Origin of the sequence: Aeromonas sp. 602396, from assembly GCF_049173735.1 — a bacterium.
Taxonomy (GTDB): Bacteria; Pseudomonadota; Gammaproteobacteria; order Enterobacterales; family Aeromonadaceae; genus Aeromonas; species Aeromonas veronii_A.
The window spans coordinates 407,858-422,034 of the sequence record NZ_JAAKSD010000001.1 but is presented as its reverse complement, the minus strand read 5'-3'; the positions used below and the strand labels follow the sequence as shown (position 1 = coordinate 422,034).

Below are 14,177 nucleotides of genomic sequence, written 5' to 3'. Positions count from 1 at the left end.
GCGGCCTTCTGGAGGGGCCACTGTGCCCGTCTCAACACACACATAAGGAAACCGACATGAACAAAATCACCGTTGCTGATCTGTCCGAAGAACTGCTGGACGTAATCAACGGCCAACGTGCCCTTATCAACAAGCTGGCTGAACTGGCTGGCCTGTCCTCTGGTCAAGTCCGAGTGCTCCAGATGGAAGCCTCCCAGCGTCACCAACGGGCCAAGGCTGCTGAAGCAAAGGCCAAGGCCAACCGTGAAGCCTACGAAGAGGATCACCAACAGATGGCCGCTTGGGTCTACGCCACCCGCTTCGACTTCAACAATGCGAAGGAGTGGGGCAAAGCTGCGGCGACTGAATGGCTGGTTATCTGCGAACGCAACGGCTCCGAGCATGGCCGCGATCACTCCTTTAAGTACCACGAGCCGACCCAAGACGAACTGCTGGAAGCCCTGAAGGATCTGGAGGGCTGGAGCCGTGCGACTGAAGAACACAACAAGGACCGCCGCGAACATGCCCAGCGGACCCTTCCGAAGGTCAAGGCCAAGCTGGCCGCCTTGCTGACCGCTTAATGCAACCCACGGGGGAGGCCCAGCGTCTCCCCTGCTCTACCCAAGGAACCTATCCACATGACCGCTAATGAAACCTTTCTTGTCCATCCCAGCGACTTCGTGAAGCGCCTTCAAGCCTTCGCCACTCTGACCCTTGGCCGCCGTCCGTCCGCTGGTCAGGTGCAGAACGCAATCAACCGATACGTCATGCAATCCCACGGGACAGACCGAGAGTCGATGCTTGCGCTTGCCCGTGAGCTGTTCCCGACAACCAAACAGGAGGCCGCCTGATGATCACCATTGAGGACTGGAGCCACATACACAAAGCCAAGATCCGCCATGCCCTCTTCTGCGTGGCCTATCGGAGACTCCAAGGGGACACCTTCAGGACTGCCTGCCGGACTACCGCAAAGCGTCTGAAGCTCCACGAACCGACCCTGCGTCTTCTCGCAAGGCACTACATCAAGACCACCGGAGACAACACCAAATGACCCAACAATACACCTACACACTCGCCACTGATGGCGCTTGCAACACCAACCACACCAAAGCGTCAGTCCGTGTGGCTGGCTGGGGCTTCCTTGCTGTCCGTAGCGATGGCCGCAAAGTTGAACGCTGCGGCTACTGCGTGGGCGCTGGGGAGTCCAACCAGACCGGAGAACTGGAAGCAGTCATTCAAGGGCTGTCACTCCTTAAACCTGGCTCTGTGGTCGAGGTCCTGACGGACTCCGCCTATGTGATCAATGGGGCGACCCAGTGGTTAGCCGGATGGAAAGCGAAGGGATGGAAGAAGGCAGACAACAAGCCAGTCCAGAACAAGGACCGCTGGGAACAGTTGGATGACCTACTGAGTACCCGCCAAGTGACCTTCAAGAAAGTGAAGGGACACAGCGGCCACCCGATGAACGAACGAGCGGATCAACTGGCAGTAGCCGGAATGAATCGCTACGGGCAGTGAAAAACCAAGTGAACAAGTCAACTACTGGTGAGCCTACGTGAAATCCTGAAGAGTCACGGGGCGATTGTCCCCAAGATTTCACGTAGAAGTAATCGGTTATTAGTCTTCGGGAGCAAATGCTGAATCGTCTTCACCGTCGAAAGCCCAGAGTGAAACCCTCAGTGAGTCACCGACTTTCCAGCCTTGCGCTTTAAGAATCTCAGGACTTACGCCTTCAGGGACGTATGCGTAGTAACTGTTAGGCGTTTCGCCGCTACTACCTTCATCTAGCTCCCACACGATCCCTGCTTGCTCAAGCTCTTCATACTCTTCTTGAGTGAGTTCAAGTTCATCCCAAACCATGCTGATTGCCCTCTGCGTTTAAAGGAATAAAGAGCCTAACACGGTCTCGATTGACTGTCCCGTCAACTCCTTTAGTCGATTCTCCCTGACCTAAGCAACAGACCTTCCTCTGGTCACTTTCAATCAATCACTGCGTCTTTATGTCGTGCTTCTTCTGCTGCTCCAGCTTGCCTATGGGTAAGCAGTGGGGGCCTGCTGGAGAGAGGACGGCATGAGAGGCACAACATAAGGAACCCATTTATGAACATTACTTTCAACGGTAACACCTATCCAATACGCAAGAACGCCGAGGGCCTGTACTCACTGACCGACATTGAGAAGGCATGGCTGGCTGAAGGCAACACTGGTGGCCAGCTCGATAACTGGAAACGGAATCCTGATGTTGTCTCCATGATGGAGTCCCGTGAAATTCACGTCACTACAACCCGTGGCCGGAATGCTGGCACTTGGGGCTGCAAAGAGGCTGTCATTGAGTACGCCTCCTATTGCTCCAACGAGTTCCGTCGTGCTGTCCGCAAGGCTTTCATTGCGCTGACCGAAGGCGACACACTGAAAGCTGCCGCTATCGCTGAGTCTATCGCGGTGTCCCCTGAGCTGCTGGAGAAGCACGACAAGACACGGGACACAATGAATGCTGCAATCCATACCTGTTGGCCTAATGCAAGCCAGCACACCTACGCGAACTTCTACCGGCTGGCGTGTAAGGCTGCCACTGGGTATGTCCCCTCTGTCCTGACTGGTAAGAATGGGTCGGCCAAGAGCTACATTGTTGCCGCTGAGAATCCATCCTGTATGTCCGCTCTGATTGCCGCGATGGAGACAGCAACAGTCGGCCTGAAGATGGGGCTGGATTACCACAAGGTTGCCGCTCTGCTTGGCGTAGAGACGACAAAGAACCTTGATTACTTGCTGCTTGATAAGACCGTGAGGTGAACCGATAGTAGTGGCTTGAGGGAGTAGTAAAGAGTGACGGCGAGATCACTCGCCGTTATCTTGAAGTTGCAACTACCGCTACGAATAGTAAATACGGAAAGAGTTATAAAGCCCTCAACTTCAAACAGCTCTCCACTTCCATCCATTCTCAGTCAAAATTAATCTTCCTTGAAAAAAGCCCTCAAGAAATTGTTCAAGAGGAATGTTTTCGTAAGGTTTGTCAAAAGGAAAAACTCGAACCGAGAACTTAATCCTTTGTTGCTCACTGACAATTAATAGAGGAACAGCTTTTATTTCTGGTAAGAAGGGCCGACCATAAAGCTTGACTCCCTCTCTTCTATAACGATCAAGGAAAATCGCCTTTACTAAGGTAGAGAATTTTTGCTCCGAAACAAACCACAGACTATCAACATTCGCGGTTTCGTATTTATGCGATCTTGATTTGTACACATCTAAAGTCTGAGGGGAAATCTGGATCTCAAATGCTGTAGGTTTTGATGTGCTCTCGCTGTAGACATCAGCACGCCACTCATCTCCCTCAGGGGTCCTGCCGCTGAACTCTGGTTGAGCATGTAGACCTAGGTTTCTTATCGCTTTAGTAATCGCGATTTTAGCTGAGAGGTGTTCGTGTGATTCGCCTTGTGATGTTTTAATCGGACAGCCAGGTGCAGCGGCAAAGAATTGTAATCCCTTGATACTTGTTTTCGGGATTGCAGGCCAATTAAACCCATAAATAGAGTAAGTACCGAGAGGGGCCCTTTTCATCTCCTTCCACTCATGCTCTGCGAATGAAAAGGACTCTATTTCTTCCCCAGTGGTGGTTCTAATAGCGACAAGAGGCATCTCTTTTCTTCCAGTAAATGTGCTCGCTTGAAATTAGAACACAGGTGATCGCACCAGCCAAATCTTCTAAACGACAAAGCCCCCTTAGCGGACTTCAGGACTACCTGATGTTCACTGAGGGGGCTTTTTGTTTGAATTGATTACTTGTTGAACAACTTAAGGAGCTGGGACATGTAGTCGGACGCAAGCATGGTCTCAACGGCTTCGAGCTGGCGTGAATAGTCATGGCCAGATGAATAGAGCCCATAAGACATGGTTAGCCCTTTGGTCCCGTGCCCCACTATTGGCGCTGTAACATCCTCTGGGATGCCTGCACGTTGGTACGCGGTGATAGCCATGCCACGCAAGCTGTGGAAGCCCTTGGTGCGATCTCTGACGCCTGTGGCCGCCTCTTTCAACTTGCCAAACTTACTGGACCACCCGTGTGGGTTCTTTGACTTAGGGACAGGCCAGACGTTGCCAACAACACATTGCCTGAGTTCTTCCCAGAGACCGAGCGGAAGAGGGAAGGCACGAATGGAGTTTGCTGTCTTTCCAGCCTTGATACGCACCAGCGGAACGCCTTGGCTTATCTCAAAGGAATCTGCCTGAAGACCAATAATCTCGCTTAGACGGCAACCAGTGATAAGTCCGAACTTCGTCAACATGCGAAGATCATGCGGTGCCTTCTCGACGATTTGGGCCATCTCTTCAGGCGTGAAAGGGGCGTATGACTGGGAGTCACCTGTACTCTTGATTCCTGCGCTCTTGAATGGGTTATCCCCTTCCACACTCCGAGTGAGATAGCAGTTTTCCCACACAAGGGACAAAGCCGACAAGTAACCAACCCGTGTGCTATCGCTCTTGCTCCCAGCCAGGGAATCTAGCCACAAAGTCACGTCCCTCCGCTCCACATCCTTCAGCAGAACCGCTGGACGACCAAGGAAGGATGCAAGGCTTTCTGCTGCGTGTTTGGCGCGACTCAACGTTGCCGGAGCTGCGGCTTTAAGACCCTTCGCGACCTTGGCCTTCTCACTCTCGATGAATGCCTTGGAGGCTTCCTGTAGAGTGATGGCGTACTTATCGCCCACCTCTAGCTCCCCGTGGAGGGCAAGCTTTATGGCATCAGCCAGCTCTTCATCCCCCCGAGCTATTGCAGCCTCAACGTCATAGGCATGGTGGAGCCCTTCAGGTTCAACGACTACCTCTTGTCCACTAGGCAGCACGACCGCTTCAATGCGCTGCTCTGCTTCCCTGATGGCCTGTTGAATCTCTTCGATGTAAGCGTTAAACCGCAGACGCTTGGGGGCTTCTTCAGCCTGTGCCACCAACCGCTCAAAGTTGGCAATGATGAGGTCACGCTTCCTCTGGGCTTCTTTAAGGTCGCCTGTTTGTAACGTCTTTGTGTAGAGCCTCCGACCGCCAAACATCGGCAATCCACGGATAGCCTTGGGGACATTCCACACCAAGTACCAGCCATTTGCCTTTTGCTGTAAGGCCCAAGTCTCACGCCTTCTCATGCACACCTCACTTATGCTAGTCTTACCACAAAAGTTACCGCCAATGTTTCCATCTTTGTGCTGTAAGTTGTTGATTAGCTATAAATTCAATGCGTTACACATGGAGTCAAAAGATAATGAACTTCATGGTAATGACTCGGGTGACCTTGATTTAAGGGCGCGGATTATATCAGAACTTTGTGGCCAGCGCCTACTGGATGAGCGTTTGCTCACATTCCCCCACGCAGTGTTTGCCGTGCAGCGCCAATCTTGCGTATATTCCCGACCCTGCACCCCGGCACCACTTCTGGCGACAGACCGATACGATGAAGACCTATATCTACTACCCCGGCATGGAGGTACGCGACGAGCTCTGGCTCAAATTTGCCCTGCTCTATCTGGAGCGGCTCGCCTTCGTCTTCACCGTCAGCGAAAAGAGCGGTCTCACCGCCCTGCTCGATACCCTTCAACAGCAGACCGATCTGCTGGCCGAGCGGCCCGATGCCGCCTTCTTTGCCGCCATTACCCCGCAACTGGAGAACCAGATAAGCGGCCTGGTGGCCCCCGATTTCGTCCGCCACAAGGTGTTTGGCAACAAGGAGCTGATTGGTCGCTGGCGTCAGGAGGCCAACCACGACTGCTTCTGCCCGGATCAGGCGGGGCTGGAGCGGCTGCACGGCTTTTGCCTTACTCACGGCTTTGCGACCCGGGATGAAGGGGGGATCAGAATGGCGCGGCGCTTTGCCAACCTGCTCTCCATGCGTCTCGCCCGTGAGTGGGCACTCGCCAATGACGGGGCGCTTATTACCGATCACGACTATCTCGACCGCCTGCTCCATCTGCTCGAATCCCGCTACCACAATCGCGGTGGTCAGGATTGCTTCCACCTCGAGATCCCGTTGCAAGTGCCCACTCACCTGGCCGACATTCCGTTTGCAGAGCTGATTGCCCTGCGCGGGCGCAGCGGCTTTCGCCAACAGCTGGCCGAATTTCATCTGGCCATCGACAACCTGCTCGCCATGCTGGGTAGCGGCTATGCCGACCCGGCGGCCCTGACCCGCTTTGAGCAGGCTCAGCAAGGGCTCAATCAACTGCTCGGGCCCGAGACCCTCAGCATGCCACTCACCACCCTGGTCAGCACCAGCCTGCCCGCCGTAGCCATGCTCCACCAGTTAAAGGCGAGCCACCCCGAAAGCAACCTCATCTTCCATCCCATCAAGAAGAGCCACTTTCACCAGCGCAAGAGCCAGCACTTCTTCACCCGGCTCGGCCATCTGCGCCAACCGGGCTGAATGGGCGGAATGAAAAAGGGGTTGGCATTTGCCAACCCCTCTCGTTATCTGCGGCCTACCAATCATCACCACGATGATTGGCCCGCTCTTGCGCCTTCCTGCGCGCCTCCATCGCCCTGTCACGGCGGATATTGGAAGGGGTACAGGCAAACTGTTTCTGATAGCAACGCGCAAAACTCTCGGAAGCTGGTTCGAAAGGTGAATAGAACCCGGTACGTTCAGGAGAAACATGGTGATCACCATGATTGGTTGTGGCACAACCCGAACTCATCAGCACCAGCAAGGGACACAGAACACGCAGCAAAAGAGAACTCCCGATTGGATTTGAATGAACTCGTAATTATTCATAAATTAATTCATCCAATCAAATATTGATGCATTTCAAATAGTTAATTACATTCACCTCAATGGCTGTCGGCAAAACGATCAACGGGTGATGGTGCCGGCATCACCGTCAGGATGCACCACGCGAAACTCGATACGATCGCTGTTGCCCGCTTCATCCACCACCACCAGCTGATAACGACCCGCCACACTCAGCACCTGATCCCCGTCCCAGCGCAGTCGCTGGCCGTTGAGAAACCAGGCCGACTTGCCGACACCGCCCAGCACCTTGGGCTGCAACCGATAGCGCTGGCTGCGGATAAGGTTGCCCTCCCCCAGCGCCACGATGCGAATGGGGGCCTGCAGCTCGGCGCTCTGTCCCTCCCCTGCACAACTGCTGGCCAGCAGCGCCTGCCGCCGCTCGCCGGGGGACCGCCAAGGCTCCAACGACAACGGCCAGAGTGCCCGAAAACCGGATTGTGCCGCATCGGGGCAACGGGTCAGCGTCGGCTTGCCTTCGGCAGTGAGTGCAACTTGCCGCAGCGGCGAGGGCCAGTCCATGGGATCCGGCAAGGTGGGAGGATCGCGCCCTTCCAGCAACCAGGCGCTCTGGCGCTGCAAACAGGCTTCAGGCAGGGTCGCGTTCGCCTTGCGCCCCAGCGGCCAGCAAATCTCGGCCTCGCTCACCGTGTTGGGCTGTGCCGGCAGAGGGCTGTTGTCAGCCAGTCGCGAGTAGACCGAAAGCAGCAGCGGCACCGCCGCGCTCTGGCCGTAAAAACCGGGCATAGGGGTACCGTCGGGGCGCCCCAGCCAGACGCCGATGGTCCAGCGACCGGAGACCCCCATCGCCCAGCTGTCGCGATAGCCGTAGCTGGTACCGGTCTTCCAAGCCAGTCGGTTAACCCGGCCGGTCGCCTCGCTGGCAAAGGGTTGGTCCGCCCGTCCCTGCGCGCTCAATATCTGCCAGATGATCCAGGCCGCTCCCGGGCTCAGCAAGGGGCGTGACACCGCCTGCTGCCCCGCCAGCCAGACCGGCATCGCCACCTGCCCCTGCCGGGTCAGCGCACTGTAGAGCGCCACCAGCTGCTCGAGCCGAATGCCCGCCGCCCCCAGCGCAATGGCCGGATTGGGTTTGTCGGAGAGCGCCAGCCGCACCCCGGCGTTGTCGAGGCGGCTGACCAGCTTGTCGGGCCCGAGCGCCTCCAGCACCTGCACCGCCGGCACGTTGAGGGATTGCTGCAGCGCCTGGGCCAGGGTCACCGGCCCCTGAAAGGCGCCGGAAAAGTTGGCGGGGCGATAATCAGACCCCAGTCTCGGCGCATCGGAGAGCAGGGAGGCCGAATGCACCAACCCTTCATCCATGGCCAGACCGTAGATGAAGGGCTTGAGGGTGGAGCCGGGAGAGCGGATTGCCTGCACCATGTCCAGATAACCGTGGCGGCGCAAATTGCCATACTCGGCGCTGCCCACATAAGCGCGCACCGCCATGGTTTTGTTATCTACCAAGAGCAACGCCGCTGAGGTCTGCTCGGGGAAGCGGCGAATGTAGCTCGCCACCCGCCCCTCCAACCAGCGCTGCAGATCGCCATCAATGGTGGTGTGCACCAGCGCCCCGGCCTGATGGTCGGCGGCGAGACGGGCAAAGAGCGGCGCCTCCATCGGCGTGAAGTGACCGCGGGCCAGCACCGGCTCGATACGTCCCTCCAACCACACCGGCTCGGGCCAGACACCCTGAGCCACCAGCCGCTGCATTACCTTGTCACGGGCGGCGCGGGCCCGCTCGGGATGCCGGTCCGGCCGATTGCGGCTGGGAGCCTGCGGCAGCACCGCCAACAGCGCCGCCTCGGCATAGGTCAGCTTGGCCGCACTCTTGCCGAGATAGGCAAAACTTGCCGCCTGCACCCCCTCCAGGTTGCCGCCAAACGGCGCCCGGTTGAGGTAGACGGTGAGCAGGGTGCGCTTGTCGTAGTGCCACTCCAGCTGTAGCGCGCGGGCCATCTGGCGCAGCTTGCCGGGCACGCTCCTGTGGTAGGGCTCGATAAGACGCGCCACCTGCATGGTAAGGGTCGAGCCGCCCGACACGGCGCGCCCGTAGCGCAGCCACTGCCAGACCCCGCGCACCATGGCCACCGGATTGACCCCGGGATGACGCCAGAAGTAGCGATCCTCGTAGCCCAGCAGCGCCTCAATATAGCGGGGGGAGACCTGCTCCAGAGTCACGGGGTAGCGCCACACGCCGCTGGTATCGGCAAAGGCACGCAGCGGTCGCCCCTTCATGTCGAGCACCACCCGTGCGTAGGCAGGGTCAAGCGGTGGCGGCGGGAAGAGTCGATCCAGCGCCAGCAATGACAGCAGCAGTGCTACAACGCCCAGCACCGAAAAGCGCAGCCAGCGTGGCAGGCGACCAAGCCAGCGCCAGCCAGCGCGGCCGCTGCGAACTAATTTCAGCCCGCCACGCTGCCAGAAAGTGAGCGGGCGAACCCGCTCAAGGGAGGGAATGTTACTCAGAGATGATCACCTCATGGATATCCTCACCCACGGCACGCAGCTCGGGGCGGTACATATCCTCCACCTGGGTCGGCGGCACCTGATAGCGGCCCGGCGTCACCGCACGCATCAGGTAGACCAGCTGCTGGTTGCTCCCCTCGCTCAGATCCAGCGCCGCCGTGTAGCGGTCATCGCGAAACTCCTGATGCTTGAGATAGTCGTTCCACTCGCTCTGCCACGCCGGTTTCCCCTCAATGGAGAGCTCTTCGAGCTTGATGCTGTTGCCAAGGGCCGGGTTCTCCAGCTCAAAGCCGGCGGGCACCATCTCCACCAGCAGGGCATCGGGCACGGCAGATTCGCTGCTGACGTTGAGTCGCACCACCACCAGATCGCCCACCTTCACTTTGGCCGGGTCAAAATGCTGACCGTCGCTGTTGAACCAGCTGCGGGTCACGCTCATCCCCTTGCTGATCCGTGCCGGTGCCTGTTCGGGGTAACCGACCAGAGTGCGCTGCACATAGAGGGATCCCTTGCCCTCGTTGGTGACGGTGCTCGCGGCCAGTGCCTCGGGGGCACTCTGCTGCAGCGGAGCCGAACCGCTCAGGGATCCACTGCCAAGAGAGGAAGTTACCCTGGCCTGCCAGTCGACGGCCGGATCGAAGCGGGCGAGTCGCAACAGGGCGAGCCGCTCCTGAGTGCTGAGCCACTGACGATGAGCCAGGGTATCGGCCACCTTGGCACTGAGGGCCGGCCAGCGCTCCGCAACCAGCTTGTGCTGGCGCAGCAAGGAGAGCTCAAGGGCTTCATCGCGCAGCGGCGAGCCGTAATCCCCCAGATAGTCGTCCCCGCGCTCGGTCGCCAATGCCCGGCTGAGGGCCTTGGCGGCATTCTGCTCATCCCCCATGGCCGAGAGCGCCAGCGAGAGGTGCAAAAGCGGCAAACCGGAGCGGACGTGACCAGCCTGCTGCTCCCAGATAAGTCGCAGGGTAGCGAGCGGTGCCTTGCCCACCCGGGCCAGCACATAGGCGCTGTAGGCCTGATAGGCCAACCGGCTGTGCTCGGGGGCACTGCTCCAGCGCTCACCATACTGACTGTCGGTGAGATAGCTTTGCAGCCGGTTCAGCGCCTGATTGAGCATTGCCTCCGGTACGGCGTCGCCCGCCTCCTTGCGCGCCAGCAGGTAGTCGGCGGCATAGGCGGTGAGCCACTGCTCCTCGTCGGAGCGACCATCCCACAGACCAAAACCGCCGCTGGGCAGTTGCAACCGCTGCAGCCGCTGCAACAGGGCACGTTGCACGTCCGCCTCACTCGCCGCTTTCTTGCCCTCTGCGGGTTTGCTCCAGGCGGCCCGCTCATCCGCCGTGGTCAGCAAGTAAGGCCAGGCACGGGACAGGGTCTGCTCCAGACAGGCGTAGGGGTAGTCAGCCAGCGCCTGCCACTGGGCTGCCGGATCCCAGGGCGGAGTACCGGAGAGGCTGAGCAGCACCTGCAGATTGGCGCGATCCAGCCCGGCCAGCTCAGCTGGCGCAAAGCTCATCTGCTGGCCGGGGGCCAGCATCTGGTAACGCTGGCGAGTCTCGGCCGGCCAGGGGGAGCGCAGCGGCAAAGTCCAGTCGCGGCTGATGGCAAAATCCTTGCCGCTGGCCGCCAACTGCAGGCTCGCCACACCGCTCGCCCCGGTCACGGTGAGCGGCAAGGTCAACCACTGCTCCTCGCCATTTTTAAGGGAAAGGTTGCCGGGCAGCTCGCCGTTTGCTTTGAGCCCACCGTTGAGGGTCCAGACAAGGGAGAGGGTCTGCTCCTCGCCGCTCATGTTGCGCAGCTGCACCAGCGCCCGGGTCTCATCCCCTCTGGCGCCAAAGCGCGGCCAGCCGATCTCTGCCACCAGCGGCGCCACTACCTTGACGGCACGCTCGGCCTCACCGACTTGCTGTTCGTTCCAGGCCAGCGCCATCAGTGCCAGCTCGCCGTTGAAGTTGGGCAGATCGAGCGGGATCACCGCCTTGCCGCTCTCATCAAAACTGACCTCGCCGCTCCACAGCGCGGCGATCTCGACCCGGCTCTCAAGCGCGCCGCCCTTTTTCAGCGGCGCCCGGTCCCCCCCGTAGTTGAGGCGGGCCAGCTTGCCATCTTGCGGCGGGATCACCTGGCCGTAGTTGTCGAACAAATCTTGAGCGAAGCGCTTGCGACCAAAGAAGGTCTCGAACGGGTCGAGCGGCTGGTAGTCGCTGATATTGAGCACGCCCCGATCCACCGCCGCCAGCACCACGCGCCCCTGACTGTTAGGGGTGGAGGTGGCGGTCACTTCCAGCCGGGTAAGCGGCACCGCTTTATCCGGTGCGCTCAGGGTAAGCGGCAGACGACGCGTTTCCCGATCCAGGGTGAGCGGCACCAGTCCGACCGAGCGCAGGCTCTGCCCCTGTTGCTTGCCGGACGGTTTGGACGCGCTGTCTGGCGCGGCGATCTGGGCCGAGATATGCAGGTCATGACGCAGCCACTCGGGACTGACCGGGATCTCGAACTCGCCGCGGGCATCCTTGGCATCGCCACCTGCGCCCTTGAGCTCGATGCGCTGCCACCAGCGCAGGCCGTCGCCATCCTCCACCAGCAGCAACCCCTTGCCGGGGCGCGGCGCCACCAGCGTCACTTGGGCCTTGTCACCCGCCTGATAGGCGCGCTTGTCGAGGGTGATGGCAATCTTGTCGGGCCGTGCCTGCTCGCCACCACCGCCCCAGGCGTAACTGCCTATCTCCACCCGCAGGCTGGATTGATGGCCCTGACTGTTCTCAACCTCCAACCGGTACCAGCCCGCCGCCAGTTGCAGCGTGAGCGGGGTCGGCCCCTTGCCATCCAGCTGCAGGGTTTGCTCCTGCTCCAGATAGGGCTGGCTGTTGAACTCGTACTTCCACCCCTCGCCATCGGCGTAGTGCCAGTAGTAGTCGCGGTACTCGTTGATAAGGCGCACCTTCACCGCCCCCGCCACCGGCTGACCTTGCTCATCGAGGTTGAGGATCTGGAAGGGGAGCGGCTTGCCCCCCTCTACCCGATCAGCCACAAAATCGGCCTTGAGCGCCGGCCACTGGCTGCCCGCTGGCCAGCCATACTGGGTGCGGCTGCGATTGACGGCGCGACCACCGGGCTCAGCGAGCGACACCCGATAGGCCACCTCCAGCGGCCCGAGGGCGCGCACCCCATCGAGTTCATCAGCAAGCGAAAAAGTCCCCTGCCCCTGCGCATCGAGGGTGAGATTCAGCGGCTCAAGATCCCTGGCCTGCTCGGCGAGCAGCACGTCACCCAGAGTGAACTCCTGCCACTGGGTAAAAGGCATGGTGGCGCGGCTGATCTTCACCTCCGCCTTCGCCTTGGTGGCACTGGCCGGCGCGCCGTAGAGATAGTCCCCTTGCAGTGGAAGAGTGAGGGCAGCGTCCAGACTCGTCACTTCGCCATCCGGCCCCTTGCCAAGCTGCAGTTTCAACCGTTCAGGCAGAAATTCCTCCACCAAAAAGGGCCACTCGAAGCGACTACCGGCAGCGGTCTTGAGGTTGATGGTCCAGCGCCCGAGCGGCGCATCATCCGGCAGACGCAGGCCGAAGTGGGCGGCGCCAAGGCTATCGGGTAGCAGCCGTTTCTGTTCGAGCAATTGACCGTCCGGCTGCTTCACCTCCAGCTCCACCGCCATGCCGGGCAACAGCTGGCCATCCTGCCCCTTGAGCAGGATCTCGCTGTCGAGCCGCTCGCCGGGGCGATAGAGATCGCGCCCACTGAACAGATACAACTGCTGGGCCTGCCAGGGCTGGGTGCCGAGATCGAAGGTGGAGAGATCGAGCGCCGCCCCGTCGAGGCGCAGCACCGCCAGATGGCTGCCCTGCTCGGCCAGCAGCAGGCGAGCCCCCTGCACCTGATCGAAGCGGCGATGACCCTGGGGATCAGTGGTTTGCACCTGTAGCCGGTTGCCCTTCTCGTCGAGCAGGGAGAGTTGCACATCCTTGAGCGGATCGGCGCTGGCCAAGGAGCTGACGAACACCTCCAGCTGATCGCGGTAACGGCGGGCACTGAGCCCCATGTCGCTCACCGCGAAGTAGGTGGTCTCCTTGCGCCAGTCGTAGTTGCCAAGGGGCGACATCACCGCAAAGTAGACGCCGGCCTCCGCCAGCTGCGGCTCCTTCACATTGATGAGGCGGGTCTCGCGCCGGTTGGCATCAAGCTCCAGCGCATAGCGGCCGCTGAACACCCGCTTGGCCCGCTGGGTGATCTGCTCGAGCTCCCAGTTGCCCATGCCGGCACCGGGGCGATACTCGGCCAGGAAACGGGGCAGGTATTCGGCATCGACCCGGAAGAAGTCGATATTGACCTCATCCACATTGACCGCACTGATGGGCAGGCGCAGCTCGTCGCGCAGCGGCAATACCATGCCACTGGCGGTAAAAGAGGCTCCCGCCTCCAGCGGACGGGTCTTGAGAGTCCAGCTCTGGGGGGATGGGCCCAGCCCCGCCTTGAGGCTCACCTCATAGCTTTTATCGGGCTGAACGTTCGGGAAATAGAGGGTGCGACCATCGTCGGCGAGGATCCACTCCCCCTGCACCTGCTTGCCCCCTTCACTGACCCCGAGCCAGCTCTGCCAGTTTGCCTTGGGCGCCAATGGGCCGGAGAAGACCAGCGCCAGCGCCGGGGCATCCCGATATTGGCGGGCATTGGCCTGCACCACGGCGCTTGGGGCGCCCGTTTCCTGCTGCGCGGCAGGCTTTATAGTCGGCCCATTGGCGACAGGCTTGTCGGGGCCACAACCGGCCAGCAGCAAACCGGCCAACCCGGATAGCAGCAGGGCCGACCAGCGGCGGCGCAGAGCGCAGGTTTCAGCGGTAGATCGGTGAGAAGCAGAGGGAGAGTCGAAGAGGCGCATAGGTTCCATCCCTAGTTGGAGCGCTGCAAACGCAGCGTGGCTGGAAACAGGATAAGGCATCCTGCTCACCCGACACAAAGC

11 protein-coding genes are annotated in these 14,177 nt (G+C 60.0%); 6 read left to right on the top strand and 5 right to left on the bottom strand.

Annotation, left to right across the window (positions count from 1 at the left end):
* The first annotated feature begins 56 nt into the window (after nucleotides 1-56).
* From G5229_RS01845 to G5229_RS01830, 4 genes are read left to right on the top strand one after another with little or no spacing between them, the layout of a single operon-like run.
* Complete coding sequence (locus G5229_RS01845) at nucleotides 57-560, top strand: hypothetical protein (protein ID WP_421208209.1); 504 nt, start codon at nucleotides 57-59, stop codon at nucleotides 558-560.
* Between the two features lie 57 nt (nucleotides 561-617).
* On the top strand, nucleotides 618-830 hold the full coding sequence (locus G5229_RS01840; protein WP_421208208.1) for a hypothetical protein: 213 nt from the start codon (nucleotides 618-620) through the stop codon (nucleotides 828-830).
* Nucleotides 830-1,030, top strand: a complete 201-nt coding sequence (locus G5229_RS01835; protein ID WP_139435643.1) for a hypothetical protein — start codon at nucleotides 830-832, stop codon at nucleotides 1,028-1,030. The genes G5229_RS01840 and G5229_RS01835 overlap by 1 nt, the downstream gene beginning before the upstream one ends.
* Nucleotides 1,027-1,497, top strand: coding sequence for a ribonuclease H family protein (locus tag G5229_RS01830; protein WP_139435645.1), 471 nt, complete (start codon nucleotides 1,027-1,029; stop codon nucleotides 1,495-1,497). Before G5229_RS01835 ends, G5229_RS01830 begins: the two co-directional genes overlap by 4 nt.
* Nucleotides 1,498-1,596: 99 nt before the next feature.
* On the opposite strand, the gene G5229_RS01825 is transcribed toward G5229_RS01830, so the two are convergent.
* Complete coding sequence (locus G5229_RS01825) at nucleotides 1,597-1,839, bottom strand: hypothetical protein (RefSeq protein WP_139435647.1); 243 nt, start codon at nucleotides 1,837-1,839, stop codon at nucleotides 1,597-1,599.
* A gap of 240 nt (nucleotides 1,840-2,079) precedes the next feature.
* Here G5229_RS01825 and G5229_RS01820 point away from each other — a divergent pair, with 240 nt between their 5' ends.
* Nucleotides 2,080-2,772: a KilA-N domain-containing protein gene (locus G5229_RS01820; RefSeq protein ID WP_421208205.1), complete on the top strand. Its 693-nt coding sequence runs from the start codon at nucleotides 2,080-2,082 to the stop codon at nucleotides 2,770-2,772.
* A 120-nt stretch (nucleotides 2,773-2,892) separates the two neighbouring features.
* Here the strand turns inward: G5229_RS01820 and G5229_RS01815 are convergent, their stop codons facing one another.
* Together G5229_RS01815 and G5229_RS01810 are read right to left on the bottom strand one after the other, a co-directional pair.
* Nucleotides 2,893-3,615 carry a hypothetical protein gene (locus tag G5229_RS01815; protein WP_421208203.1) on the bottom strand — a complete coding sequence of 241 codons (723 nt, stop codon included), beginning with the start codon at nucleotides 3,613-3,615 and terminating at the stop codon, nucleotides 2,893-2,895.
* Between the two features lie 140 nt (nucleotides 3,616-3,755).
* Nucleotides 3,756-5,114 (bottom strand): tyrosine-type recombinase/integrase, encoded by a 1,359-nt coding sequence (locus tag G5229_RS01810; protein WP_139435654.1) that lies wholly within the window; start codon nucleotides 5,112-5,114, stop codon nucleotides 3,756-3,758.
* Between the two features lie 305 nt (nucleotides 5,115-5,419).
* Here G5229_RS01810 and G5229_RS01805 point away from each other — a divergent pair, with 305 nt between their 5' ends.
* On the top strand, nucleotides 5,420-6,385 hold the full coding sequence (locus G5229_RS01805; RefSeq protein WP_204381845.1) for a hypothetical protein: 966 nt from the start codon (nucleotides 5,420-5,422) through the stop codon (nucleotides 6,383-6,385).
* 426 nt (nucleotides 6,386-6,811) lie between these two features.
* Here the strand turns inward: G5229_RS01805 and pbpC are convergent, their stop codons facing one another.
* Together pbpC and G5229_RS01795 are read right to left on the bottom strand one after the other, a co-directional pair.
* Entirely contained in the window at nucleotides 6,812-9,157 is a 2,346-nt protein-coding gene (gene pbpC / locus G5229_RS01800; protein ID WP_421208512.1) for a penicillin-binding protein 1C, read from the bottom strand.
* A gap of 52 nt (nucleotides 9,158-9,209) precedes the next feature.
* Complete coding sequence (locus tag G5229_RS01795) at nucleotides 9,210-14,096, bottom strand: alpha-2-macroglobulin family protein (protein WP_421208201.1); 4,887 nt, start codon at nucleotides 14,094-14,096, stop codon at nucleotides 9,210-9,212.
* Between the last annotated feature and the right edge of the window lie 81 nt (nucleotides 14,097-14,177).

What these genes read in the sequence shown, in the direction of transcription:
- G5229_RS01825 (WP_139435647.1), bottom strand. Translation starts at nt 1,839, where the DNA reads ATGGTTTGGGATGAACTTGAACTCACTCAAGAAGAGTATGAAGAGCTT.
- G5229_RS01830 (WP_139435645.1), top strand. Translation starts at nt 1,027, where the DNA reads ATGACCCAACAATACACCTACACACTCGCCACTGATGGCGCTTGCAAC.
- G5229_RS01835 (WP_139435643.1), top strand. Translation starts at nt 830, where the DNA reads ATGATCACCATTGAGGACTGGAGCCACATACACAAAGCCAAGATCCGC.
- G5229_RS01840 (WP_421208208.1), top strand. Translation starts at nt 618, where the DNA reads ATGACCGCTAATGAAACCTTTCTTGTCCATCCCAGCGACTTCGTGAAG.
- G5229_RS01795 (WP_421208201.1), bottom strand. Translation starts at nt 14,096, where the DNA reads ATGCGCCTCTTCGACTCTCCCTCTGCTTCTCACCGATCTACCGCTGAA.
- G5229_RS01810 (WP_139435654.1), bottom strand. Translation starts at nt 5,114, where the DNA reads ATGAGAAGGCGTGAGACTTGGGCCTTACAGCAAAAGGCAAATGGCTGG.
- G5229_RS01805 (WP_204381845.1), top strand. Translation starts at nt 5,420, where the DNA reads ATGAAGACCTATATCTACTACCCCGGCATGGAGGTACGCGACGAGCTC.
- G5229_RS01820 (WP_421208205.1), top strand. Translation starts at nt 2,080, where the DNA reads ATGAACATTACTTTCAACGGTAACACCTATCCAATACGCAAGAACGCC.
- G5229_RS01845 (WP_421208209.1), top strand. Translation starts at nt 57, where the DNA reads ATGAACAAAATCACCGTTGCTGATCTGTCCGAAGAACTGCTGGACGTA.
- G5229_RS01815 (WP_421208203.1), bottom strand. Translation starts at nt 3,615, where the DNA reads ATGCCTCTTGTCGCTATTAGAACCACCACTGGGGAAGAAATAGAGTCC.